Origin of the sequence: Streptococcus sp. 23.2 (assembly GCF_016648665.1) — a bacterium.
GTDB classification, from domain to species: domain Bacteria; phylum Bacillota; class Bacilli; order Lactobacillales; family Streptococcaceae; genus Streptococcus; species Streptococcus salivarius_E.
In genome coordinates this window covers 1-23,950 of record NZ_JACLQJ010000012.1, presented here as the reverse complement: position 1 = coordinate 23,950, position 23,950 = coordinate 1, and the positions used below count along the sequence as shown (strand labels likewise).

General features: G+C 37.5%; 22 protein-coding genes. 21 read left to right on the top strand and 1 reads right to left on the bottom strand.

Going from position 1 to position 23,950, the window contains the following annotated elements; all coding sequences use genetic code 11:
• Positions 1-4: 4 nt before the first annotated feature.
• The 3 genes from radA (at position 5) to H7T98_RS07280 (ending at position 2,799) form a co-directional block, all read left to right on the top strand.
• Positions 5-1,366, top strand: a complete 1,362-nt coding sequence (gene radA, locus H7T98_RS07290) for a DNA repair protein RadA (protein WP_110980829.1) — start codon at positions 5-7, stop codon at positions 1,364-1,366.
• Between the two features lie 88 nt (positions 1,367-1,454).
• Entirely contained in the window at positions 1,455-2,150 is a 696-nt protein-coding gene (locus H7T98_RS07285; protein ID WP_037598509.1) for a TIGR00266 family protein, read from the top strand.
• A 151-nt stretch (positions 2,151-2,301) separates the two neighbouring features.
• A complete protein-coding gene (locus tag H7T98_RS07280; RefSeq protein WP_002885818.1) occupies positions 2,302-2,799 on the top strand; it encodes a beta-class carbonic anhydrase in 498 nt (165 codons plus the stop codon).
• Positions 2,800-2,894: 95 nt separating this feature from the next.
• On the opposite strand, the gene H7T98_RS07275 is transcribed toward H7T98_RS07280, so the two are convergent.
• Positions 2,895-3,248: a DUF3397 domain-containing protein gene (locus H7T98_RS07275; RefSeq protein ID WP_037600084.1), complete on the bottom strand. Its 354-nt coding sequence runs from the start codon at positions 3,246-3,248 to the stop codon at positions 2,895-2,897.
• 171 nt (positions 3,249-3,419) lie between these two features.
• Between H7T98_RS07275 and rplK the strand changes: the two genes are divergently transcribed.
• The 18 genes from rplK (at position 3,420) to tgt (ending at position 23,792) form a co-directional block, all read left to right on the top strand.
• Positions 3,420-3,845, top strand: a complete 426-nt coding sequence (gene rplK, locus H7T98_RS07270; RefSeq protein ID WP_002885648.1) for a 50S ribosomal protein L11 — start codon at positions 3,420-3,422, stop codon at positions 3,843-3,845.
• A gap of 99 nt (positions 3,846-3,944) precedes the next feature.
• Positions 3,945-4,634 carry a 50S ribosomal protein L1 gene (gene rplA / locus H7T98_RS07265; RefSeq protein ID WP_037598508.1) on the top strand — a complete coding sequence of 230 codons (690 nt, stop codon included), beginning with the start codon at positions 3,945-3,947 and terminating at the stop codon, positions 4,632-4,634.
• 181 nt (positions 4,635-4,815) lie between these two features.
• Positions 4,816-6,786, top strand: coding sequence for a peptide ABC transporter substrate-binding protein (locus tag H7T98_RS07260; RefSeq protein ID WP_201061582.1), 1,971 nt, complete (start codon positions 4,816-4,818; stop codon positions 6,784-6,786).
• A 236-nt stretch (positions 6,787-7,022) separates the two neighbouring features.
• Positions 7,023-8,477 carry a glutamate--tRNA ligase gene (gltX, locus tag H7T98_RS07255; protein ID WP_021144664.1) on the top strand — a complete coding sequence of 485 codons (1,455 nt, stop codon included), beginning with the start codon at positions 7,023-7,025 and terminating at the stop codon, positions 8,475-8,477.
• Positions 8,478-8,931: 454 nt separating this feature from the next.
• On the top strand, positions 8,932-10,239 hold the full coding sequence (locus tag H7T98_RS07250; protein WP_002885760.1) for a GHKL domain-containing protein: 1,308 nt from the start codon (positions 8,932-8,934) through the stop codon (positions 10,237-10,239).
• A gap of 59 nt (positions 10,240-10,298) precedes the next feature.
• Positions 10,299-11,189 (top strand): hypothetical protein, encoded by an 891-nt coding sequence (locus H7T98_RS07245; protein WP_002885882.1) that lies wholly within the window; start codon positions 10,299-10,301, stop codon positions 11,187-11,189.
• 21 nt (positions 11,190-11,210) lie between these two features.
• A complete protein-coding gene (locus H7T98_RS07240) occupies positions 11,211-12,491 on the top strand; it encodes a hypothetical protein (RefSeq protein ID WP_002885700.1) in 1,281 nt (426 codons plus the stop codon).
• Positions 12,492-12,514: 23 nt separating this feature from the next.
• Positions 12,515-13,831 (top strand): GHKL domain-containing protein, encoded by a 1,317-nt coding sequence (locus H7T98_RS07235; RefSeq protein WP_021144662.1) that lies wholly within the window; start codon positions 12,515-12,517, stop codon positions 13,829-13,831.
• A 1-nt stretch (position 13,832) separates the two neighbouring features.
• On the top strand, positions 13,833-14,576 hold the full coding sequence (locus H7T98_RS07230) for a response regulator transcription factor (protein WP_002885796.1): 744 nt from the start codon (positions 13,833-13,835) through the stop codon (positions 14,574-14,576).
• 945 nt (positions 14,577-15,521) lie between these two features.
• Positions 15,522-16,721, top strand: coding sequence for an argininosuccinate synthase (locus H7T98_RS07225; RefSeq protein ID WP_002885646.1), 1,200 nt, complete (start codon positions 15,522-15,524; stop codon positions 16,719-16,721).
• Positions 16,722-17,047: 326 nt separating this feature from the next.
• Positions 17,048-18,433 carry an argininosuccinate lyase gene (gene argH / locus H7T98_RS07220; RefSeq protein WP_037600057.1) on the top strand — a complete coding sequence of 462 codons (1,386 nt, stop codon included), beginning with the start codon at positions 17,048-17,050 and terminating at the stop codon, positions 18,431-18,433.
• 84 nt (positions 18,434-18,517) lie between these two features.
• On the top strand, positions 18,518-18,853 hold the full coding sequence (rnpA, locus tag H7T98_RS07215; RefSeq protein ID WP_002891957.1) for a ribonuclease P protein component: 336 nt from the start codon (positions 18,518-18,520) through the stop codon (positions 18,851-18,853).
• Between the two features lie 114 nt (positions 18,854-18,967).
• A complete protein-coding gene (locus H7T98_RS07210; protein ID WP_064523431.1) occupies positions 18,968-19,774 on the top strand; it encodes a membrane protein insertase YidC in 807 nt (268 codons plus the stop codon).
• A gap of 11 nt (positions 19,775-19,785) precedes the next feature.
• Positions 19,786-20,829 carry an RNA-binding cell elongation regulator Jag/EloR gene (gene jag / locus H7T98_RS07205; protein ID WP_201061581.1) on the top strand — a complete coding sequence of 348 codons (1,044 nt, stop codon included), beginning with the start codon at positions 19,786-19,788 and terminating at the stop codon, positions 20,827-20,829.
• 129 nt (positions 20,830-20,958) lie between these two features.
• On the top strand, positions 20,959-21,555 hold the full coding sequence (locus H7T98_RS07200) for a TetR/AcrR family transcriptional regulator (RefSeq protein ID WP_073690050.1): 597 nt from the start codon (positions 20,959-20,961) through the stop codon (positions 21,553-21,555).
• Positions 21,552-22,115 carry an NAD(P)H-dependent oxidoreductase gene (locus H7T98_RS07195; protein ID WP_073690051.1) on the top strand — a complete coding sequence of 188 codons (564 nt, stop codon included), beginning with the start codon at positions 21,552-21,554 and terminating at the stop codon, positions 22,113-22,115. The genes H7T98_RS07200 and H7T98_RS07195 overlap by 4 nt, the downstream gene beginning before the upstream one ends.
• Before the next feature lie 195 nt (positions 22,116-22,310).
• Entirely contained in the window at positions 22,311-22,445 is a 135-nt protein-coding gene (gene rpmH, locus H7T98_RS07190) for a 50S ribosomal protein L34 (protein WP_002885866.1), read from the top strand.
• A gap of 204 nt (positions 22,446-22,649) precedes the next feature.
• Complete coding sequence (gene tgt / locus H7T98_RS07185; RefSeq protein ID WP_037600045.1) at positions 22,650-23,792, top strand: tRNA guanosine(34) transglycosylase Tgt; 1,143 nt, start codon at positions 22,650-22,652, stop codon at positions 23,790-23,792.
• Positions 23,793-23,950: the final 158 nt, after the last annotated feature.

Sequence of the window (23,950 nt, the reverse complement as noted above, 5' to 3'; positions counted from 1 at the left end):
TATCATAGCAAAGAAAAAATCAACTTTTGTTTGTCGAGAATGTGGCTACAATTCACCCAAATATCTAGGGCGCTGTCCCAACTGTTCTTCTTGGTCCTCTTTTGAAGAAGAGGTTGAGGTGCAGGAGGTGAAAAATGCCCGTGTCAGTTTGACGGGTGAAAAGTCTAAACCAACTAAATTAAAAGAAGTATCCTCAATCAATTATGCTCGCATAAAGACTGACATGGATGAGTTTAACCGTGTTTTAGGTGGCGGTGTGGTTCCGGGTAGTTTGGTTCTTATTGGAGGAGATCCAGGAATAGGGAAATCAACCCTCCTCTTACAGGTGTCAACGCAACTGGCTAACAAGGGTACGGTCCTCTATGTATCTGGAGAAGAATCTGCCGAGCAAATCAAATTGCGGAGTGAACGTTTAGGTGATATTGATAACGAATTTTATCTGTATGCTGAGACCAATATGCAAGCCGTTCGCAGTCAAGTAGAGGTCATAAAACCCGATTTCCTCATTATCGACTCTATTCAGACCATCATGAGTCCAGAGATTTCTGGCGTTCAAGGTTCTGTATCTCAGGTTCGTGAAGTCACTGCTGAACTCATGCAGATTGCCAAAACCAATAACATTGCCACATTTATTGTTGGGCATGTGACCAAGGAGGGACAGCTGGCTGGACCACGTATGTTGGAACACATGGTAGATACGGTACTCTATTTTGAGGGGGAACGTCATCACACCTTCCGTATTTTACGAGCAGTCAAAAACCGTTTTGGTTCAACCAATGAGATTGGGATTTTTGAGATGCAGTCTGGTGGTTTGGTAGAAGTGCTAAACCCTAGCCAGGTTTTCTTAGAGGAACGCCTAGACGGTGCCACAGGTTCTGCCATTGTTGTGACAATGGAAGGTAGCAGACCTATCTTAGCTGAAGTTCAAGCCTTGGTGACACCAACCGTCTTTGGTAATGCCAAGCGGACAACGACGGGACTGGACTTTAACCGTGTCAGCCTCATTATGGCTGTTTTAGAGAAACGTTGTGGCCTTCTTCTCCAAAATCAAGATGCCTATCTCAAATCGGCTGGTGGTGTCAAATTGGACGAGCCAGCTATTGACCTTGCTGTAGCCGTTGCGATTGCTTCTAGTTACAAGGAGCTTCCAACCAATCCACAAGAAGCTTTCATAGGAGAAATTGGGTTGACTGGAGAGATTCGCCGAGTAACTCGCATTGAACAGCGTATTAATGAGGCTGCTAAATTAGGTTTTACTAAGATTTATGCTCCTAAAAATTCGCTTCATGGCATGAAGATTCCAGAAGGTATCCAGATCATTGGGGTCACGACGGTAGGAGAAGTACTCAAAAAAGTTTTTTCTTAAAAAAATGCCTCAAAGCCAGAATTTGGAAGCGCTTGCAAAAATACCTGTTCGATGCTATACTTTTCTTAAGAATAGGGAGGTATTTATTATGCAATTTTTTACAGACAGCAACATGCAGTTCCCTTTAGTAGAGTTATCTCTTAATCAAGGTGAAACAGTCTTTATCCAGCGTGGCAGTATGGTATATCACACACCGAATGTGACACTGAGTACCAAATTAAATGCCAGTGGATCAGGTTTAGGTCGCTTTGTAAAAGCAGTTGGGCGTTCAATGGTTTCGGGCGAAAGTAGCTTTATTACTCAGGTTGTCTCGCAGTCCAATAATGGCTATATAGCCTTGGCCCCTGATTCTCCAGGTCAAGTGATTCCACTTTATTTAGGTGAAAAACAGTACCGACTCAACGACGGTGCCTTTCTAGCACTTGATGGCACAGCTTACTATACAATGGAGCTCCAGTCTGTTGGTAAGGCTCTTTTTGGTGGTCAGGGTGGTTTCTTTGTAATGACTACCCAAGGCCAAGGAACTCTCTTGGCAAATGCTTACGGCTCTATTAAAAAAATTGAGCTAAACAATCAAGAAGTGACTATTGATAATGCTCATGTCGTTGCCTGGAGTCAGACACTTGATTATAATATTCACCTGGAAAATGGTTTCTGGCAGTCTATTGGGACAGGAGAGGGTGTTGTTAATACCTTTAGAGGAACAGGTGAAATTTATGTTCAAAGTCTCAATCTTCAAACCTTTGCAGGCTTGCTTAATAGATACTTGCCAAAACGTTCATAATATAAATTGAAGGAGGATGGATGCTTGTTAGCATTTATTCTCCTTTTTTATGTTGCGGACTCAATAGCTGACAAGTTAATAAAAAGATGATAAGATAGTGTGTAAATAATTTGATAGTCAAATTATTTTCTTCATTAGAAAGTGAGTTATTATGTCTTATTTTGAAAACTTTCTCAATGCCAACAAAGCCTATGTTGACCTCCACGGGACAGCCCATCTTCCCTTGAAACCAAAGACTAAGGTGGCTATTGTGACTTGTATGGATTCACGCCTTCACGTTGCTCAGGCCTTGGGGTTGGCCCTAGGTGACGCTCATATTTTGCGTAATGCGGGTGGTCGTGTGACGGAAGATATGATTCGTTCTTTGGTCATTTCTCAACAACAGATGGGGACACGAGAAATCGTAGTTCTTCACCATACAGATTGTGGTGCTCAGACCTTTAAGAACGATGAGTTTACCGCCTATCTCAATAAAGAACTTGGTGTTGATGTTTCTGATCAAGATTTTCTTCCATTCACAGATGTGGAAGAGAGTGTTCGTGAAGATATGGCCATTCTTCGTCAGTCACCGCTTATCCCTGAGGATGTTATCATCTCCGGTGCGGTTTATGATGTAGATACTGGCCGAATGACTCAAGTTCACCCCTAATACCGAAAAGTTAAGCAGGCATGGTTGCCTGCTTTTTTCATGGTTGGATATAAAAAAACTCAGCACAAAATAAATTTGCTGAGTTAAGCTGGTTTTTAAGAAACGATAAAAATGAGAATCACAGTCCCTAAATAGAAAAGACTGGTGATAAAAAAGCTGATACGCCAGAATAACTTAAGAAAACGTTTAAACTTGAAGGATTGTGTTTTTCTTAGCATCTGAATCGTGATAATGATAGCCGCCAAGGATAATAAAATGGTGATGTAAGGCAAAAAGCTATGGGTAAAGAAACGGGCTGACACAGCAACTATCTCAATAAAATAAAGAGGGAAGGTAAGGTCAGCAAAATTAAGCCCGAGGTATTTTAAACTGAAGAAGCGGTGGATAATAAAAGCAAAGATAGGTGTTAGAATCAAAAATGCTATAGCAAAGAATTTATATAGAATCATAAGTCTATTTTACCTCGAAAAGCCCTTTATGTAAATTTTTTCCTAAACTTAATAAGAAATTCTTGCATCTAAAAAGAATTTCTGTATAATAGATAAGGTATGTAAAAACATACTTGTGGGAGGTAACAAAACTTACTTACCGCCAAAACCACAATAGGAGGAAATTACAAAATGGCTAAAAAAGTCGAAAACATCGTAAAACTTCAGATTCCTGCTGGTAAAGCGACTCCAGCTCCACCAGTTGGACCAGCTCTTGGTCAAGCCGGAATCAACATCATGGGATTCACTAAAGAGTTTAACGCTCGTACAGCTGACCAAGCTGGTATGATCATCCCAGTTGTTATCTCTGTGTATGAAGATAAATCATTTGATTTCATCACTAAAACACCACCAGCTGCTGTTCTTTTGAAAAAAGCTGCAGGTGTTGAAAAAGGTTCAGGTACTCCAAACTCAGTTAAAGTTGCTTCAGTAACTCGTGCACAAGTACAAGAAATTGCTGAAACTAAAATGCCTGACTTGAACGCTGCAAACATCGAATCAGCTATGCGTATGATCGAAGGTACTGCACGTTCAATGGGATTCACTGTTACTGACTAATTCAGTTAACAAGAAAACCACAGACGTCGTCTCACTTCGCTGAGTGACGTGGAAGATGAAAGTCGTTATGACCACATTACACAAGGAGAAATAATTAACATGGCTAAAAAAAGCAAACAAATGCGTGCTGCTCTTGAGAAAATCGACAGCACAAAAGCTTACAGCGTAGAAGAAGCTGTAGCTCTTGCACAAGAAACTAACTTCGCAAAATTTGATGCTACTGTTGAAGTATCATACAACCTTAACATCGACGTTAAGAAAGCTGACCAACAAATCCGTGGAGCAATGGTATTGCCAAACGGTACTGGTAAAACTCAACGCGTTCTTGTATTTGCTCGTGGTGCTAAAGCTGAAGAAGCTAAAGCAGCAGGTGCTGACTTCGTTGGTGAAGACGAACTCGTTGCTAAAATCAACGGTGGATGGCTTGACTTTGACGTTGTTGTTGCAACACCAGACATGATGGCAATCGTTGGTCGTCTTGGACGTGTCCTTGGACCACGTAACTTGATGCCAAACCCTAAAACTGGTACAGTAACTATGGACGTTGCTAAAGCAGTTGAAGAGTCTAAAGGTGGTAAAATCACTTACCGTGCTGATAAAGCAGGTAACGTACAAGCTATCATCGGTAAAGTTTCATTCGAAACTGAAAAATTGGTTGAAAACTTCAAAGCATTTAACGATGCAATCCAAAAAGCTAAACCAGCTACAGCGAAAGGTGCTTACATCACAAACCTTTCAATTACTACTACACAAGGTGCTGGTATCAAAGTTGATCCTAACTCATTGTAAGAGTAGTAAAGGGCCTATCTTCGGATAGGCTTTTTTCTTGCTCTAAACACGAAATTTGAGTAGAAAATAAAAAATATTCAGAAAGTAGTGTTGCTTTTTCGAATTTATGGTATAATTTAAACGTATACACATAATTATTGATTTTTGAATTTTTTACGTTGCAAATTTAAGGAGGCAATGAATGAAAAAGAGTAAGGTATTTTTACTGGCAGCCGTAGGCCTGTTATCTGTAGGTGTTTTAACGGCTTGCTCGTCATCAAGTAAGACGTCTGGTAAGACTTATAATTATGTCTACGGTGGCGATCCTGCAACCCTAGACTATGTTTCTACAAATAAGAAAAATATGACGACAGCCGTTAGTAACGGTGTTGATGGTTTGTTTGAAAATGACCAATATGGGAATCTAAAACCTTCTGTCGCTGAAAACTGGTCTGTTTCTCAAGATGGTTTGACATATACTTACAAGATTCGTAAGGGTGTCAAATGGTACACTTCAGACGGTGAAGAATATGCCAATGTAACAGCTAAAGACTTTGTAACAGGTCTTAAGCATGCTGCTGATACTAATTCTGAAGCGATTTATTTGCTACAAAACTCAGTTAAGGGCTTGAATGATTACCTTTCAGGTGCCAACAAGGACTTCTCAAATGTTGGTATCAAAGCAGTTGATGATTACACTTTGCAATATACGCTTAGCCAACCAGAACCTTACTGGAATTCAAAATTGACCTACTCTGTTACTTGGCCTGTTAATGAAGATTTCTTGAAATCTAAAGGTAAAGACTTTGGTAAGTCAACAGACCCAACATCTATTCTTTATAACGGTCCATATCTTCTTAAATCTTTGACAACGAAATCTTCTATTGAGTTCACCAAGAATGAAAACTATTGGGATAAGGATAATGTCTATTTTGATACAGTTAAATTGACTTACGATGATGGTACAGACCAAGAATCCTTGGAACGTAACTTCACTGATGGAGTCTATAATTTAGCTCGTCTATACCCAACTAGCTCAAACTATTCTAAAGTTGAAAAACAGTACAAAGACAATATTTTCTATACACAACCTGGAGCAGCTGTAGAAGGTGTCGGTATTAATATCGATCGTCAAACTTATGACCATACATCTAAAGAAAATGATCAACAAAAGACATCAACTAAGACAGCTCTTCTTAACAAAGATTTCCGTCAAGCATTAGGTTTTGCCATTGACCGTACAAATTACGCCGCACAACTTAACGGTAAGGAAGGTGGAAGCACTGCCGTTCGTAATATCTTTGTTAAACCAGACTTTGTTCAAGCAGATGGTAAGGACTTCGGAACAATGGTGATGGATCAACTTCCAGCTTATGGTGATGAGTGGTCTGGTGTGAATCTTGCAGATAGTCAAGATGGTCTTTATAATCCAGAAAAAGCTAAGGCTGAATTTGCTAAAGCCAAAGAAGCTCTTCAAGCAGAAGGGGTTCAGTTCCCAATCCATTTGGATGTTCCTGTCAATCAGTCAAATAAAATCTTTGTGAACCAAGTGCAGTCACTTAAACAATCTATTGAATCAGCTCTTGGAAAAGATAATGTTGTACTTGATCTTCATCAATTGTCAACTGATGATTTCTATAACATTACCTACTCTGCTTCAAATGCAGCGGCAGAGGATTGGGACTTGTCAGTAGGTGTGGCTTGGGAGCCTGACTACCTTGATCCATCAACTTATCTTGATGTCTTGAAGACTACAAATGGTGAAAATACTAAATCTTTCATGGGTTATGACAATCCAAATAGTCAAGCGGTTGAAAAAGTAGGTCTTAAAGAATATGACCAATTGGTTGATGATGCTTCTAAGGAAACAACAGACTTGACGGCTCGTTATGAAAAATATGCAAAAGCTCAGGCATGGTTGACGGATAGTGCACTTTATATCCCAACGACTACTTATAACGGTGCAGCCGCTGTAATTTCTCGTATTAAGCCATTCTCAGGAGCTTATGCTCAAGCCGGTGATAAAGGTTCTACATACTACTTCAAGTATCTTAAATCTCAAGATGATATTGTGACTAAGAAACAATACGATTCAGCTTATAAAGATTGGCTTAAAGAAAAAGCAAAATCTAATGACAAAGCTCAAAAAGATCTTGCCAAACACGTTAAGTAATCTATCGAAAACGTCTACCTTTAGGTAGTCGTTTTTTTAACAAAATTTCTCGAACCACCCCTAGATTGTGATATAATAAGAAAGATTGGTACTCGCTTCTAGATTTTTATTTGGAAAGTTTGGGGGATAGAGTTGCCTACTGGTACTTATCATCTTAAGGTTAGTCCTAAGGAAGGGACTTTAGGCTCAATAGGTATCCAAAGACTGAAGAATGAAACAAAAAAAGGAGATTTATCTTGGCTAAAGATATCCGCGTTCGTTACGCACCAAGTCCAACAGGGCTTCTACACATTGGTAATGCTCGTACAGCATTGTTTAACTACCTTTATGCACGTCATCATGGCGGTACATTTATTATCCGTATTGAAGATACTGACCGTAAACGTCACGTTGAAGATGGTGAGCATTCACAGCTTGATAACTTGCGTTGGTTGGGAATTGACTGGGATGAAAGTCCTGAAACACACGAAAACTATCGTCAATCAGAACGTTTACCGCTTTACCAAAAATATATTGATCAACTTTTGGCAGAAGGTAAAGCCTATAAGTCATACGTAACTGAAGAAGAGTTAGCTGCAGAGCGTGAACGTCAAGAAGCAGCTGGTGAAACTCCTCGTTACATTAACGAGTTCCTTGGCATGACTGAAGAAGAAAAAGCTGCCTACATCGCAGAACGTGAAGCGGCAGGTATTGTACCTACAGTTCGTTTGGCGGTTAATGAGTCAGGGATTTATAAATGGCATGATATCGTTAAGGGAGATATCGAATTTGAAGGTGGTAATATCGGTGGTGATTGGGTTATCCAGAAGAAAGATGGATACCCAACTTACAACTTTGCGGTAGTTGTTGATGACCATGATATGCAAATTTCACACGTTATCCGTGGAGATGACCATATTGCCAATACACCAAAACAACTCATGGTTTATGAAGCTCTTGGTTGGGAAGCACCTGAGTTTGGACACATGACCCTTATCATCAATTCTGAAACTGGTAAGAAGTTGTCTAAACGTGACACTAACACCCTTCAATTTATCGAAGATTACCGTAAAAAAGGTTACCTTCCAGAAGCAGTCTTTAATTTCATTGCTCTTCTTGGTTGGAATCCTGGCGGTGAAGACGAAATCTTTTCTCGTGAAGAACTCATTAAACTTTTTGATGAAAACCGTCTAAGCAAGTCACCAGCGGCCTTTGACCAGAAGAAATTGGACTGGATGAGTAACGACTACATTAAGAATGCAGATTTCGATAAGGTCTTTGCTCTTTGCAAACCTTTCTTGGAAGAAGCTGGTCGTTTGACAGATAAAGCTGAAAAATTAGTGGAACTCTACAAACCACAAATGACAGCAGCAGAAGAAATTGTCCCTCTTACAGATCTCTTCTTTGAAGATTTCCCAGAATTGACAGAGGCTGAAAAAGAGGTTATGGCTGGTGAAACAGTACCAACAGTACTTAAAGCCTTTAAAGCCAAACTCGAAGCTATGTCTGATGATGAGTTTGTTGTTGAAAACATTTTCCCACAAATTAAGGCTGTTCAAAAAGAAACAGGAATCAAAGGGAAAAATCTCTTCATGCCAATCCGTATTGCTGTTTCAGGAGAAATGCACGGTCCAGAATTGCCAGATACTATTTTCTTGCTCGGACGTGAAAAATCAATCAAACATATTGATCAAGTTCTTGCAACACTATAAAAACAAACCCAACAATTGTTGGGTTTTCGAATGCACATAAGCGATATGTCAATGATTATATGATAATTGCTAAGCCTACATTTGTAATATAATGATGATATTTCGTAACCATATCATCATTTTCAAAAGTTTAAATTAGTTTTATAATAGATTGGTAATAAAAATTAGGGAGGAGTGAGCATTATGAGAAGATTTGGTTGGTATTTCTACTACGTTATTGGCATGTACCCATAAAAAGAGGTAATGAGTCAGTTAAAGAGCTTAGTTTTTCTAAGCTCTTTTTTATGTTTATGAAAAGTAGGGGACATGTGGAATCGTCTGATGTTAGATTGTTCTTAATCAGGAAAAAATAGCTTTATATTTTTAGCTTTTTCTAATAGGAGTGACGCTAAATTATATATTTATGTTACAATAAAGTAGGTTGATTTTTGAAAGGAAGGGGGGGAGTCTAGAGATGATCGTTTTATTTACGGTTCTACGTCTATTGGCTATTTTAATTGTTAGTCACGATATGTCAGGTTTGCTCAAAACTTGGAAGAGTAAATGCTGGTTTATCGCAGGGAGTCTCTTGCTCTCTCTATTTGTTGGAGGCATTACAGGGTCGCTCTTAGCACTTTTGTTCTGCTATCTTTTCTTAAATAAAATATCAAGTAGTGAAAAGAATTCTTTTCTTTTCACCTTTTTGCCGTGGGTTTTTGTTGAAGTCACCTCGAAACTGCTTCAACTTTATTTTTTCCCATGGATTTTTCAAATTAATTATTTACAGGTCAAAGACACCCCAGTACTCATTGCTTTGTCTTATCTCTTGATTTACCCAATTTTTCATCTGATTGTCAAAGTGTTCTTTATTGACTTTGGTGCTCTCAATGTTATGGGAAATAACCATACTTACCAAGTTAGACAACGCTTATTGGTTGGGGTGACTCTGGCTTATATTATTTTATCTTTAATTATTTTCTATGCTAGTAACATCTTTCCTTACACAGGCCTCTTTATTTATTTAGCAGGCAGTATTACGGTTGTCTACTCCATCCTCTTTATTTTGCTCTTTGCTCAGCTTAATATTTATTCTAAGAGAAGAGTGAAGGATCAGTTGGCTGAAGAAATGGCTAGACACGAGGAAAGTTTAGAAGAATATAGCCACCGTTTAGAAAAACTCTATAATGATATTTCTCAGGTGAAGAAGGATTATCTCGAAGGGCTTAAAACAATGGAGGTTAGTATCCAACGTCGAGACTTACCTGCTTTGAAACAAGAGTATGCAGAACTTTTAGAGAAATCTGGTAATAGCTTAACGTTATCAAATTATGAATTATCACGTTTGATCAACTTAGAAATCACATCTCTCAAGAGTCTCTTTTCTGCTAAAGTGCTTGAGGCAGAGAACTTAGGAATTAAGGTTAACTTGGAGTTGCCAGATGTCATATCGTCAACTCAGATAGAGGCCTTAGATTTGGTTGTGATTTCTTCTGTCTTCTTAAATAATGCTATTGAGTCGGCGGTGGATTCTGAAGATCCTACTTTAACTATATCTTTCTTTAAAAATCAAGGTTATCTTATCTTGGTTATTGACAATACAACCAGAGAAGAACGTATTCCTGTGTCAAGGATTTTTGATGAAGGGGTTTCTAGCAAAGGTGAAGGCCGAGGGCTTGGTTTGTCTAAGGTCGCAGATATACTTAATCGCTATCCAAAAGTAAATCTTGAGACTCGTAGTTGTGACCATCATTTTACACAGGTCCTCTCTTTTCAGGATAATTGATAAATCAAAGATACTATTTGTGGGGAATAGGATAAGGGAAATAGAAAGGGGAAAAGCATATGCAACTTGCGATTGATGGCCTTATTGCTTTGGTTGTTGTCGTTTCACATCTTGTGATTTTAGCTAGAATGGCTTATCTAGATGTTTTTACTTACCGTTACATTCCTTATGTAATCGTAGTAACTGCCGTTAAGTGGTTAGCCAAGGTGCTATGGCAAATTGATATTCCAGATGCAATTTATCTCCTAGTCTTTATTTTTCTTGAAAAACCTCAGGCTCTACGAGAAGAAAAGTATTTTTATGCTTTCTTTGCCCCTGTCTTTTGGACTTTGATTACAAGTTTCTTTAGTTTTTATCTTTTCCGAGTTTTCTTTAATAAGCCGGTCGAGTTGGTTCCAAACCATTTAGGAATCCTAGCTGTAGATAGTGTTGTTCTTCCCTTCTTTCTAGGTTTGCAAAAAATGTTCGGTTTAGATAGCTTCTTCCAGGAACCCTATCAGGACTTGCAGGATAAATATAAGAGCATGCTCTTGCAAGTTGATCTTATTTTAATTATCAGTTATCTGCTTATCCTCTTTAAACAGGAGATATTCTCCTTGCTTCTGAGTCAGACCTACCTCCCAGGTTACCCTCAAATTTATATTTGGGTTGGTTTCCTTATACACATGTATATTCTTGTTCGTTTTGTTTCCTACGGTAAAGACGTACGAGATAGCAAAATTCTCAGAGAACAAGAGGAGCACTTGAGGAGTCTGGAAGCTTATAATGAAAAAATCGAAACTGCCTATAAGAGTGTACGTTCGTTTAAACATGATTATGAAAACATACTCATTAGTATGCAGACAAGTATTGATAGTGGGGATTTTGACCTTATTGAACAAACCTATCAGGATATTTTGAAAAAGGCAGGTCAAGAACTCATTGAAGAAGATGACGAAAATGTCTCTTGAGTATAAACAGGAAATATTATCATGAACTTACAGCTTTGGACCATGGTATCCCTTGAAAATAGTATTATTCAGATTATTAGTTTTCATATTACCTGGTTTATTTATAAAAAACTAACAAGGAGCACATTAGCTTACTGGAAAGTATTTTGTTTAAGTCTCTTAGGTATAGTGGTATCACTTGGTAAAGGTGATGGCTTCTATTATCAAGTTGTTATCTTTTTAGCTTTGGCCTTAAAGGAACGGCGGGAACATCGTTTGACGCTCTGGGCAAGCCTCTTTTTTGGAGCCTTCTCGGTTCTTTTTACAGATTTATTTGCGACTTTTACCCCATTTTATGTATTCAATAATCTGTTCACAAATATGACCTTGGGTGAGATTCAAGAAAACTTCTTGCTTAAATTGTTATCTTATGTGATGATTTACCCATTCTTTCTCTATATCAATTATCTTTCCAGTTCAGATGTTGATAAGGTCAAGGAATTGATTTATTCACGTGGTCGTGAACGTCTGTTGATAGCCGTTGATCTGACCTTTGCACTCTACATTATTTGTAGTACTCTTTTGGTATCAACAGGTAGTGATGTGGGAGGGCCAATTTTTATTGCGATGGCAGTTTATCTCCTAATGGTAACAACCTTGAATCGCTACTCTCATAAATTTGTCAGAGAACGTAGTAAGGAAGCTGTGGAGACTTATGTCTATAACTTGGAAGTCTATAATAAACATATTGAGGATCTTTTTACAAAAGTAAAACCTATTGAAAAAGATTTTGAGAGTCTTTTGGTAGCTCTTGAGACCCCATTGGCTAAAAATCAATTATCAGAGGTTTTATCCGTTTATCATGAGCATTTGAATCATCTTAAACTTGATAATTTGGACTTAAATGATAAGTTGGCCCCTCTGTTTGAGATTCCTTATCCGGTATTAAGAAGTTGGATTGTAAACCAAATCATTCCTTTGGAACAAAAAGGTATCACCGTTAGGCTGGATGTCAATGTTGATGCTTATCCTAACAATTTAAATATTGCAGTTCTTATTAGAGTTTTAGAACGTTGCATGAATTTAGCTGAAAAACTTTGGGCCAAGGAGCCGGAGACAGATATTGGTTTCCTTATTCAACAGAATGAGCATGGTAATCTCAGCTTTATTCTTGAGAATACCAATCAGGAAGCTGATCCGAAACTCGATGGTAGTCTGGCTATTAGTCGTGATTTTGCCCAGTTTTGCTGGTCAAACGGTATCGGTTTAACAAATAAAAAAGAATTATTTAAAACCTATCAAATTGTCACGGTAGGACTATAATCGTAGAAAGGAGAGGGATAACTATGCTGGGTAACATCCTATTTCAAATTTTGATGTTTATCATTATTTGGGATATCTACTTACGTATTGGTGGACAAAACACTAATCTTAAAAATCGTATACTTTATTTGTTATTTGATGTTGCTCTATGCATTTGGGGACAACTCATTGGACGCTATATAGGCATAGTACCTCCCTTAGTAGCCATTGTAACATTGACATTTAGTTACCAATTGAATAAAAGTGTCACCTCCGTAGAGCGCTTTTTTCTAGGTTTTTACCCAGTGGTACTAGTCGATTTGGCAAGACGTTTTTTGGCTACTTTCTTCTTTCCACCGATACTTGGCATAACTGTTGATACTTTAAACACTAATATTTGGTGGTCTATGGTACCACTTTCCTTCGTCATGTTGACGGTCAGAATAGTAGATTTTATTTTACGTCTAGATTTTACAGATATCTTGAAAGTTGCTGCCCAACAAGAAAAAAAGAACCGTCTGGGTTTGGTCAACATGCTTCTTTTGCTTTATTATTTAGTTATCTTTTTAGTGTCGACATTTGATACTTATTTTCCAGAGTTACATCTTGAGAGTAGATTTAGGTTGCCATTAGTAATGGGATATCTCTACTTACTCCTCTTTGTACTTGGTGCTGTAAACCAGTTTGCTAAGGAGAAAATAGAGCAGGATTTAGCGATGAAGCAGGCTAACTATCTTGATGATTTGAAGCGTGAGAATACTAGGGTAGAAGGTTTGTATAGAGACTTGATGCATGTTCGCTCTAACTATAATTTCCTACTTAATAATCTGAGAGATATTGAAAGAACAGGGGATATTCGTTCTTATAAAAAAGATTTGGTTGATCTTTATGTCAATCGAGATCAGCATAGTTTTTCAACTCAGGTCACTGATTTGGATAATATCCAAAATCCAAGTATTCATAGTCTACTTTCATCAAAATATCATGAAGCTCAGATGCATCGCCTCAATATTCATGCAGAGATTCCAGATCCAGTGATTCATAACTATCTAACTGATTTAGATTTAGCTGTTGTTTTGGGTCACCTCATGGATAATGCTATTGATGGTGCTCGTAAAGCCAGTGAAGGTTTTATTAGTCTGGCCTATTTTGATGAAGAGGATTGCCAGAGTTTTATTATTGAAAGTACAATTGCAGAAGAGCAAGTGCCACTTTCAATGATGAGTACCCAGCTTTCTCATCCTGAGGGTGGTATAGGTGTTAATGCTGTTCAAGATATTTTGGAACGTTATCCGAACACGTCCTTCTCTGTCCGTAGTCAGAATCATAAAATGATGCAAATACTAGAAATGAGGCCCTAATATGAATATATACATTTTAGAAGATGACTTAATGCAGCAAACACGTATTAGTGACATCATCAGAGAATTGGTTTCAGAGGGCACGTTTTCCGTACGAAAACTTGAAGTTTTTTCTAAACCTCACAAACTATTGTCCAGTATCAATGAAAAGGGCAACCATCAGGTTTTCCTTTTAGATATCGATATTGATGGTGAGCGAAAGAAGGGGCTAGAAGTTGCCTCAGAAATTCGTCAACAAGATGCTAATGCAGTTATTATTTTTGTAACAACTCACTCAGAGTTTGCACCGATTAGTTTTAAATACAAGGTTTCTGCACTAGATTTCATTGATAAGACAGTTTCTAATGCAGAGTTCAAACAACAACTAAAACAAACATTGACTTTTGTGAACCAAAAAGTTGGAGATGTGGATGATGATGAGATTTTTGTGTTTGAAACCGCTCAGTCTCGGATCCAAGTCCCTATGAGAGATATTTATTATTTTGCGACTGCTGTGACACCTCATAAGGTGATGCTGATTACTAAAACAGAGCGTTTGGAGTTTTATGCCAATCTTGGAGATATTACTTCGGTAAATAAAAAACTCTTTTCTTGTCATCGCTCCTTTTTAGTTAATTTGGATAACATATCTCGTATTGATAAGACTCAGTTGATGATTTATTTTGAAAATGGTGATTCTTGTCCAGTTTCACGTTTGAAAATGAAGGCTCTGCTTAAAAAATGGTCAGAGGTAAAAGAACATTAGTCGATGACTAATGTTCTTTTTAGTCTAAAAAAGCATGTGTTTATTTCATAGGTGATTGATTATCTTATGAGTGAACAAATTCTGTAAAAACACAAAATAGATGTCCTTTAGTGATAAAATTTAGAGATTTATAAAAAAATATCTTAAAAAAAATGCAGTTCAGGATGAAAAAACGACATTCTATGAAATCGTATAGACAATTAAATTGAAAAAAGCTATTATATAATCAAGATATGTGATTCGGAAATGAGACATCGTCAATCTTATTGAAATCTACATACACTTTATGAAAATAAATAATGTACTTTTATATAACTTTTTCCTAATCCCCATTTTTTATTGGCCGCTCGTCCAATTACATATCTTTTTTATAGAAATTAATAGGCTTGAGAAATCAAGCCGTTTTTTTGTTTTTAAGGGCATTAGTACAGATTAGGATAAAAAAATACATTCTGTGAGTGAAATTCGACATTTTAGGAAATGAAGATATACATTTGGGGATTGCATGCTATAATGTAATCAAGGTTAGAGAGCAAGAAGAATGTATGGTTTAAGTTAGTCCCTTAAACATAATAATTTCCCTCATTCATTCTATCTAAAATTGCTGTTGTGTTCTCTACCGATGATGCTGTTGTTCAAAAGGTCTGTACTTTGTACAGGCCTTTTGGCATTTTAGAAGATAAATAGTTAAAGATGCTTTTGAATCTATTTGTATAGTTTCAAAAGTGTTTTTTATTTTTCATTACTTCTTGCATAAAATTGAATAAAAATTAAGAATTAAGCACTTTTTAGGTCAAAAGAATAAGTAAAAACAAATAAAAACTAAATAAATATAAAAAAATAACAAAAAAGTGTTGACAAGTGAATAAATATGCAATATAATTAATCTCGTAAGGTTGATAGAGATAGCAACCACAAGAAAATATAAGAAAAGAGAAAAATATTATGTCAAAAGAGAAAGTTATTCTTGCCTATTCGGGAGGTCTTGATACCTCAGTCGCTATTACATGGCTTAAAAAAGATTACGATGTTATCGCCGTTTGTATGGACGTCGGTGAAGGTAAAGACCTTGAGTTTATCCATGACAAAGCTTTGACAGTTGGAGCTGTCGAGTCATACGTGCTTGATGTTAAAGATGAGTTTGCTGAAGATTATGTGCTTCCAGCACTTCAAGCTCACGCTTACTATGAACAAAAATATCCTTTGGTTTCAGCACTTAGTCGTCCAATCATTGCTAAAAAATTGGTTGAGATTGCTCATAAAACAGGAGCAACGACTATCGCTCACGGTTGTACTGGTAAAGGTAATGACCAAGTTCGTTTCGAAGTTGCCATTGCTGCCCTAGACCCAAGTCTTAAAGTAGTAGCGCCAGTACGTGAATGGAAGTGGTCTCGTGAGGAAGAAATTGAGTATGCTAAGGCTAATGGTGTTCCAGTTCCAGCAGACCTTGATAATCCTTACTCAGTCGATCAAAACCTTTGGGGACGTGCTAACGAGTGTGGTGTTCTTGAAAATCCTTGGAATCAAGCTCCAGAAGAAGCTTTTGGGATTACCAATTCACCAGAGTCTGCGCCAGATGAAGCTGAATATGTCGATGTAACCTTTAAAGAAGGGAAACCAGTTGCTCTTAACGGTAAAGAAATGAAATTGGCTGACCTTATCCAAGAAATGAATGTTATTGCTGGTAAGCATGGCGTCGGACGTATCGACCACGTTGAGAACCGTCTTGTAGGTATCAAATCTCGTGAAATTTATGAATGTCCAGGAGCTATCGCCCTTTTGACAGCTCATAAAGAAATTGAGGACTTAACTTTGGTACGTGAAGTTTCTCACTTTAAACCAATTCTTGAAAATGAATTGTCAAACCTTATCTACAATGCTTTGTGGTTTAGCCCAGCAACACAAGCTATCATTGCTTATATTAAGGAAACACAAAAAGTTGTTAATGGTATCGCTAAAGTTAAGCTTTACAAAGGGCATGCTCAAGTAGTAGCACGTCAATCAGCTAATTCATTGTATGATGAAAACTTGGCTACTTACACATCAGCTGACAGCTTTGATCAGGATGCTGCAATTGGATTTATCAAGCTTTGGGGTCTTCCAACTCAGGTTAATTCACAAGTTAACCATCCATTTGACAATTAATGACAGATTACATAAGAAAAGTAGGCTATTAGAAGAAAAACGCTTCTTATCAGATAAAAGTGGACAGAGAGCCACATCTGATACTCTTTTCTTATAACTTATATTATTATCGTTAAGGCGTTCTGAGAGGCGTCACGAGCCTAAATAAACTACGACAGAGATCTGGTTTTAGGAAAACAAGTGTCCAGAGAGACAAATTAAGCTAGACAAATACTATCTAGCTTTTTTCATTTAAGTTATTGTGACCTGAGAGGTCGTTGCTTGTTATAAGTATTAAGAAAGGATGGAAGATTATCTCAGTGTAGGGAAATCTTCAAAATAAAACTATGGCAGAAAATCATAAACTATGGGGCGGTCGGTTCGAAGCTAGTCTTGAAAAATGGGTAGAAGAATTTGGTGCTTCAATCTCATTTGACCAAAAGATGGCAGAGTTTGATTTGAAAGGGTCTATTGCCCATGTTACGATGCTCGGTGAGACAGGAATTATTACCAAAGAGGAAGCATTACAAATTAAACAGGGATTGGAAGAGCTGCTTGAGGAATATAAGGCTGGTAAACTAGAATTTGATGTTTCCAATGAAGATATTCATATGAATATGGAGAGTCTTTTAACAGCTAAAATTGGACCAGTAGCAGGAAAACTTCATACAGCACGTTCACGTAACGACCAAGTGGCAACGGATATGCACTTGTATCTGAAAGCTAAATTAGTGGAAGTTATTGAGAAGCTTGATAATTTACGTGGTACTTTAGTCAACCTAGCAGACAAACATACCTACACAATTATGCCAGGCTACACCCACTTGCAGCATGCACAACCGATTTCTTTTGGTCACCACTTGATGGCTTATTACAACATGTTTACACGTGATGCCGAACGTTTTGAATTTAATATCAAGCATACGGATATTTCTCCACTTGGAGCTGCTGCACTGGCAGGAACAACTTTCCCAATTGATCGTAATATGACATCTGACTTAATGGGCTTCGCAAATCCATATAGCAATTCCTTGGATGCTGTTTCTGATCGTGACTTTATTCTCGAATTCTTGTCAAACTCAAGTATTCTAATGATGCATATGACACGTATTTGTGAAGAAATCATTAACTGGTGTTCTAACGAGTTTAAGTTTGTGACTCTATCAGATACTTTTTCAACAGGCTCTTCCATTATGCCTCAAAAGAAAAACCCAGATATGGCAGAACTAATTCGTGGAAAATCAGGTCGTGTCTATGGCAATCTGATTGGATTATTGACTGTGATGAAGTCATTACCTTTAGCCTACAATAAAGATCTCCAAGAAGATAAAGAAGGTATGTTTGATACGGTAGAAACGATTACTGTTGCTATTGATATTCTCGCAGGTATGCTCAATACAATGACTGTTAACGACAAGCATATGGCAGAATCAACAGAGAAAGATTTTTCAAATGCTACAGAGTTGGCTGATTATCTTGCGTCTAAAGGACTTCCATTCCGTGAAGCACATGAGATTGTTGGAAAACTTGTCCTTGAGTGTACCAAAGCTGGTTATTATCTTCAGGATGTTCCTCTCGAACGTTATCAAGAAGTTTCGGATTTAATTGAAGAGGACATCTATGAGACGCTTAAATCTCATACAGCTGTTGAACGTCGTCATTCCCTTGGTGGAACTGGTTTTGACCAGGTTAAATGGCAAATCAAAGAAGCTCAAAAAGCTCTAAAAAAATAAGTCTCTAAGGCCCTAACCATAAGGTTTTGGGCTTTTTTGCTATTTATGATATAATAGTACTAATTTTGAGTTTGGAGTCGTATTTTGAAAAAATCTTATCGCGTTAAGAAAGAGAAAGACTTTAAAGCATTATTTGATGCGGGACACAGTGTTGCTAATCGAAAATTTGTTGTCTACTGTCTGGATCGTGATCTACCTCATTTTAGAGTAGGTTTGTCGGTCAGTAAGCGTCTTGGTAATGCGGTTACTCGGAATCGGGTAAAACGTCGTCTACGACATGCACTGATGGACATGTCATCTCAGTTAGAACATCAAGATTTTGTCGTTATTGCTCGTAAAGGTGTCGAAGACTTAAGTTATCAAGACATTTATAGCAATCTCGTTCATGTCTTAAAAATAGCAAAGTTATATAAGGACTAGAAAATTATTTTGCTTCTTTACATTGTAGGATAAACTAAGATCATTCCTGATTTTTGAGATAGTCTTAATGAATGGAAGCAAGCAGTTCTTTATCGTATTAAAAAGGAGTTTTTAGTGAAGAAAAAACTTAATTTATCTGTTTTAGGTGCAGGAGTTCTCTTACTTTTGTCCGCATGTGGACGAAGTGATGTTACAAGTCATTCTACAGGCCTTTGGGAACGTCTCATTTTAATGTTTGGGAAGGCTATTCAAGGGCTCTCATTCGGAGGTTCCATTGGATTAGGGATTATCATTTTCACGATCTTAATTCGTGCGGTAATGATTCCTCTTTATAATCGCCAAATTAAGTCAAGCCGTGAACTACAAGAGTTGCAGCCAGAGTTACGTCGCTTGCAGAGTGAGTATCCTGGACGCGAGAATCGTGAAGCTCTTGCTTATGCACAACAAGATCTTTATAAAGAGCATGGTGTAAATCCTTACGCAAGCTTTGTTCCTCTCTTGATTCAATTTCCTATTTTGATGGCTCTTTATGGAGCACTCACGCGAGTGCCAGAATTGCGAGAAGGAACATTCCTCTGGGTTGACCTAGGTCAGAAAGACCCTTACTTTATTCTTCCGATTTTGGCGGCTGCTTTCACCTTCCTTTCAACTTGGTTGACCAATAAGGCAGCTAAAGATCGTAGTGCAATGCTTCTTGTTATGAATATCATGCTTCCAATCTTTATTTTCTGGTTTGGAACTCAGATTTCTTCAGGGGTAGCACTTTATTGGGCGGTTTCAAACGCCTTCCAAGTTATTCAGATTTTGGTTTTTAATAATCCGTTTAAAATCATCGAAGAGCGTAATCGTTTGGAAGCGGAAGAAAAAGAACGTAAAGCTAAGATTCGTCGTGCCAAGAAAAAGGCGCATAAACGTAAATAAGGAGGCTTATTATGGTTGTCTATTCTGGACGAACAGTCGAACAAGCTATTGAAAAAGGTTTGAAAGATCTTAATTTACCCCGTATGAAGGCTCATATTAAGGTTATTTCTCGTGAGAAAAAAGGTTTTTTAGGGTTCGGAAAGAAGCCAGCTCGAGTTAGCGTTGAACCAATAAATGAAAAGATAGCTCATGAAGCAGATCAAAACACCGTTAAAGTGGCTCCTGATGCTATAAAACAATTCGACGATTCTGTCGCAAGTCCAAAAGACGAAACGATTGCTTTCAATAAAGTGACAAAACTCGTTACGGTTTCAGATAATAAGGAAATTACACAAGAAAACTTAAAGCAACCAGTGTCTACAGAGCACCTTGGTGAAGAGCTGCTAGATAATAAACAGGAGCAACCAAAGGCAACAATTATTCCTCTATCTGTTAAACGTGAGTCATCAGAAGAGGATGCTACAGAATTTATGGCAAGTTCGCTTGAACCTCAACTAGAATCAATCGCTAAAGTTCAGACTTTGGAAACTCCAGAAGGAGATTTCAGTGCTTTTGTGGCATCTGAGTTTAGTTCGGATGATTCTTCTGAAAATAATTTAGAAGATATTCAAGCAGCTGCAGATGATGTTTTATCTTATCTCGAAAAAATTATCTATGAAATGGATGTTGATGCTAGCCTAGAGGTTAGTCACAATCGTCGCAATATTATCATTCAGATTGAAACAGACCAGCCTGGTCGTGTTATCGGTTATCATGGCAAGGTTCTCAAGTCTTTACAACTTTTAGCGCAAAATTATTTGCACGATTGTCATTCTAAACGCTTTAGTGTTGTTCTTAATGTTCGTGATTATTTGGAGCAGCGCACAGAGACTTTGATTGATTTAGCAGAAAAAACAGCAGCTAAAGTAAAAGAAACAGGCCGAGAGTATGTTATGGATCCAATGACGAATAGCGAACGAAAAATTATCCATAAGGCACTTTCTCAAATTGAAGGGGTTGAAAGTCACTCGGAAGGGGACGATCCTAATCGTTACGTTGTTGTGACAAAAGTATAATTAGAATAGCGTTATTGCTTACAGAAACTAGTCTTAATTGAAGGCTAGTTTTTTTGACAATCAAAAGTAGACGGTGTATACTTTAATAAAAAGTAATCGCTGTCTACTAATATGCAAATAGGAGTCAAAATGAAACGTAATACTGCTGAATTGAAGGAAAAGTTAATCACAACTGGAATTGAGGAGATAAGAATAAGAGGGATTGATCAACTATCTATCCGAACGGTGGCTCAAAGATGCGGGATCACCCATGGAGCACCCTATAAGCACTTTGAAAATAAGGGTGTATATCTTCAGGTAGTTTTAGAGCGTTTATCCGAGATCTTTTTGAAGTATCTGACACAAGGAATAGACTCTCCTCTTGATGTAAGGGATCACTTAGTATTAATGGGGTGTAATTTTGTGGAATTTGCTCAAAAAGAAACAAACAGTTTTGAGGCCTTATTTATTAAGTTTCCTTTCAATTATATGGAACTAACCCAGAACAGTATCTCTGTTAATGCCCATTTACCAGGATTTGAGCACTTTAAGAGTGTGGTTTTGAAGCTAAAAAGTGAAATGAACATTTCTGGTAGTGAGACAGAAATATTAGTTCATATCTGGAGTTTTATTACTGGATTAGCTGTTTTGGTAAGGAGTCCTATTGGTGATAATTTCAATAGTAACACTATTAAAGAGACTGTTAGTACTATGTTAGACATCTACGTTAAAGGAGCTAAACAATGAAAACTTTAATTATCTACGCACATCCAAACGACAAGGGGTACAATGCCTCTATACTAGAGACAGTCAAGGAGAATTTATCGTCTAAACATGAGTTAAAGGTTCTAGATTTGTATAAAGAGCGGTTCGATCCTGTTTTACGCTTTGATACAACGCATAGGAGAAGAGACTTAGCGCACGATGTAGCTATGAAAGACTATCGAGATTTAATAATTTGGGCAGATCAGTTGATTTTTATTTTTCCAATTTGGTGGAGTGGAATGCCGGCTATCTTGAAAGGATTTATTGAACGCGTCTTTGTTGCTGGTTTTGCCTATGAAAATACACCCCGTGGATTGGATGGTTATCTGACTGGGAAAGCTTGGATTATTACAACCCACAATACACCGAAAATTATTCTACCTTTAGTTCAAGATTATAGCAAAGTTCTAAAATTTCAAGTCCTAAAACCTTGTGGTATTAAATCAGTCAAAGTTACCCAGGTTTCACCTGTTGAGTATATGGGTGACCATAAGCGAAAAGAGGTGCTCAAGAAAATAGCTAAAATAGCAAGAACGTTATGAGCAAGCGATGATATAGGGATAGTAATGTGGTCTACAATTATCACCAGCCTAAGGGTTTCAAAGATATAATAAAATTAATATCTAAGTAATTCTTGACAAGATTAAGCTATTGCTATAAAATAGTATGGTATGTTTAGTAACTGATCAAAAATAGCCGGCTAAACGAATACGAAAATCTATCAGGAGGTATTCAACGTGAAACGTACTTATCAACCAAGTAAAATCCGTCGTCAACGTAAACACGGATTCCGTCACCGTATGTCAACTAAAAATGGACGTCGTGTTCTTGCAGCTCGTCGTCGTAAAGGACGTAAAGTTCTTTCAGCTTAAGACATTATTGAAAGCAACAGTGCTCGAGACTGTTGTTTTTTTGTTTGCTATGAATGTTAGTGTTGATGTTTGATGCTATTCATCGAGAGTTTGAAAATATAGAGCTGACAATTCTTGTAATTTTTGATAAACTAAAGCGGTTGTGTATAATGACCACTGACTAAAAAATACTTAGGACTGTTTTTCCTAATGTAAGGAGTATAAATGACTGATTTTCCTATTAAATATCGTCTTATAAAGAAAGAAAAACACACAGGAGCACGCCTGGGGGAAATTATCACGCCTCATGGGACCTTTCCAACGCCGATGTTTATGCCTGTAGGCACCCAAGCTACAGTAAAAACGCAATCTCCTGAAGAATTAAAACAGATGGGTTCAGGGATTATTTTGGCCAATACCTATCATTTATGGCTAAGACCTGGTGATGAGCTCGTTGCTAAAGCTGGAGGACTCCATAAATTCATGAATTGGGACCAAGCGATTCTTACAGATAGCGGTGGTTTCCAAGTTTATTCATTGGCAGAAAAACGCAATATTTCTGAAGAAGGTGTAACATTTAAAAATCACCTTAATGGAAGTAAGATGTTTTTATCTCCTGAAAAAGCGATCTCGATTCAGAACAATCTCGGTTCAGATATTATGATGAGCTTTGACGAATGTCCTCAATTTTACCAACCATACGATTATGTGAAAAATTCTATTGAACGGACAAGTCGTTGGGCAGAACGAGGGCTAAAAGCACACCGTCGCCCACATGATCAAGGCCTATTTGGAATTGTGCAGGGAGCAGGTTTTGAAGACCTTCGTAGACAATCTGCACAGGATTTGGTTTCTATGGATTTTCCAGGTTATTCAATTGGAGGTCTTGCGGTTGGAGAAACTCATGAAGAGATGAATGCGGTTCTAGACTTTACTGTACCTTTGCTTCCTGAGAATAAACCACGTTATCTTATGGGTGTAGGAGCACCAGATAGTTTAATTGATGGTGTTATCCGTGGCGTTGATATGTATGATTGTGTTCTTCCAACTCGAATTGCTCGAAACGGAACTTGTATGACGAGTCAAGGGCGTCTCGTGGTTAAAAATGCGGCGTATGCAGAAGATTTTAGCCCTATAGATCCTGAGTGTGATTGTTATACATGTAAGAATTACACACGTGCTTATGTGAGACATTTGTTGAAAGCAGATGAAACGTTTGGAATTCGCCTGACAAGTTACCATAATCTCTACTTCTTGGTAAATTTAATGGCCAAGGTACGACAAGCTATTATAGATGACAATTTACTTGAGTTTCGCCAAGATTTCATTGAAAAATATGGTTATAATGCAAGTAAAAGAAATTTTTAAATAATTTATTTAGCAGTACATGATTGTACTGCTTTATTTTTTTCAAAAACCCTATTGACAAGAACTAAATTGGGTGTTAGAATATAAAAGTTGTCTTAACAGACTTGCCACAAACTTGAAAAGGTTCCAAAACTTTAAAAAAGTTATTGACAAGATAA

What these genes read in the sequence shown, in the direction of transcription:
- H7T98_RS07285 (WP_037598509.1), top strand. Translation starts at nt 1,455, where the DNA reads ATGCAATTTTTTACAGACAGCAACATGCAGTTCCCTTTAGTAGAGTTA.
- H7T98_RS07280 (WP_002885818.1), top strand. Translation starts at nt 2,302, where the DNA reads ATGTCTTATTTTGAAAACTTTCTCAATGCCAACAAAGCCTATGTTGAC.
- H7T98_RS07275 (WP_037600084.1), bottom strand. Translation starts at nt 3,248, where the DNA reads ATGATTCTATATAAATTCTTTGCTATAGCATTTTTGATTCTAACACCT.
- rplK (WP_002885648.1), top strand. Translation starts at nt 3,420, where the DNA reads ATGGCTAAAAAAGTCGAAAACATCGTAAAACTTCAGATTCCTGCTGGT.
- rplA (WP_037598508.1), top strand. Translation starts at nt 3,945, where the DNA reads ATGGCTAAAAAAAGCAAACAAATGCGTGCTGCTCTTGAGAAAATCGAC.
- H7T98_RS07260 (WP_201061582.1), top strand. Translation starts at nt 4,816, where the DNA reads ATGAAAAAGAGTAAGGTATTTTTACTGGCAGCCGTAGGCCTGTTATCT.
- H7T98_RS07250 (WP_002885760.1), top strand. Translation starts at nt 8,932, where the DNA reads ATGATCGTTTTATTTACGGTTCTACGTCTATTGGCTATTTTAATTGTT.
- H7T98_RS07245 (WP_002885882.1), top strand. Translation starts at nt 10,299, where the DNA reads ATGCAACTTGCGATTGATGGCCTTATTGCTTTGGTTGTTGTCGTTTCA.
- H7T98_RS07240 (WP_002885700.1), top strand. Translation starts at nt 11,211, where the DNA reads ATGAACTTACAGCTTTGGACCATGGTATCCCTTGAAAATAGTATTATT.
- H7T98_RS07235 (WP_021144662.1), top strand. Translation starts at nt 12,515, where the DNA reads ATGCTGGGTAACATCCTATTTCAAATTTTGATGTTTATCATTATTTGG.
- H7T98_RS07230 (WP_002885796.1), top strand. Translation starts at nt 13,833, where the DNA reads ATGAATATATACATTTTAGAAGATGACTTAATGCAGCAAACACGTATT.
- H7T98_RS07225 (WP_002885646.1), top strand. Translation starts at nt 15,522, where the DNA reads ATGTCAAAAGAGAAAGTTATTCTTGCCTATTCGGGAGGTCTTGATACC.
- argH (WP_037600057.1), top strand. Translation starts at nt 17,048, where the DNA reads ATGGCAGAAAATCATAAACTATGGGGCGGTCGGTTCGAAGCTAGTCTT.
- jag (WP_201061581.1), top strand. Translation starts at nt 19,786, where the DNA reads ATGGTTGTCTATTCTGGACGAACAGTCGAACAAGCTATTGAAAAAGGT.
- H7T98_RS07200 (WP_073690050.1), top strand. Translation starts at nt 20,959, where the DNA reads ATGAAACGTAATACTGCTGAATTGAAGGAAAAGTTAATCACAACTGGA.
- H7T98_RS07195 (WP_073690051.1), top strand. Translation starts at nt 21,552, where the DNA reads ATGAAAACTTTAATTATCTACGCACATCCAAACGACAAGGGGTACAAT.
- tgt (WP_037600045.1), top strand. Translation starts at nt 22,650, where the DNA reads ATGACTGATTTTCCTATTAAATATCGTCTTATAAAGAAAGAAAAACAC.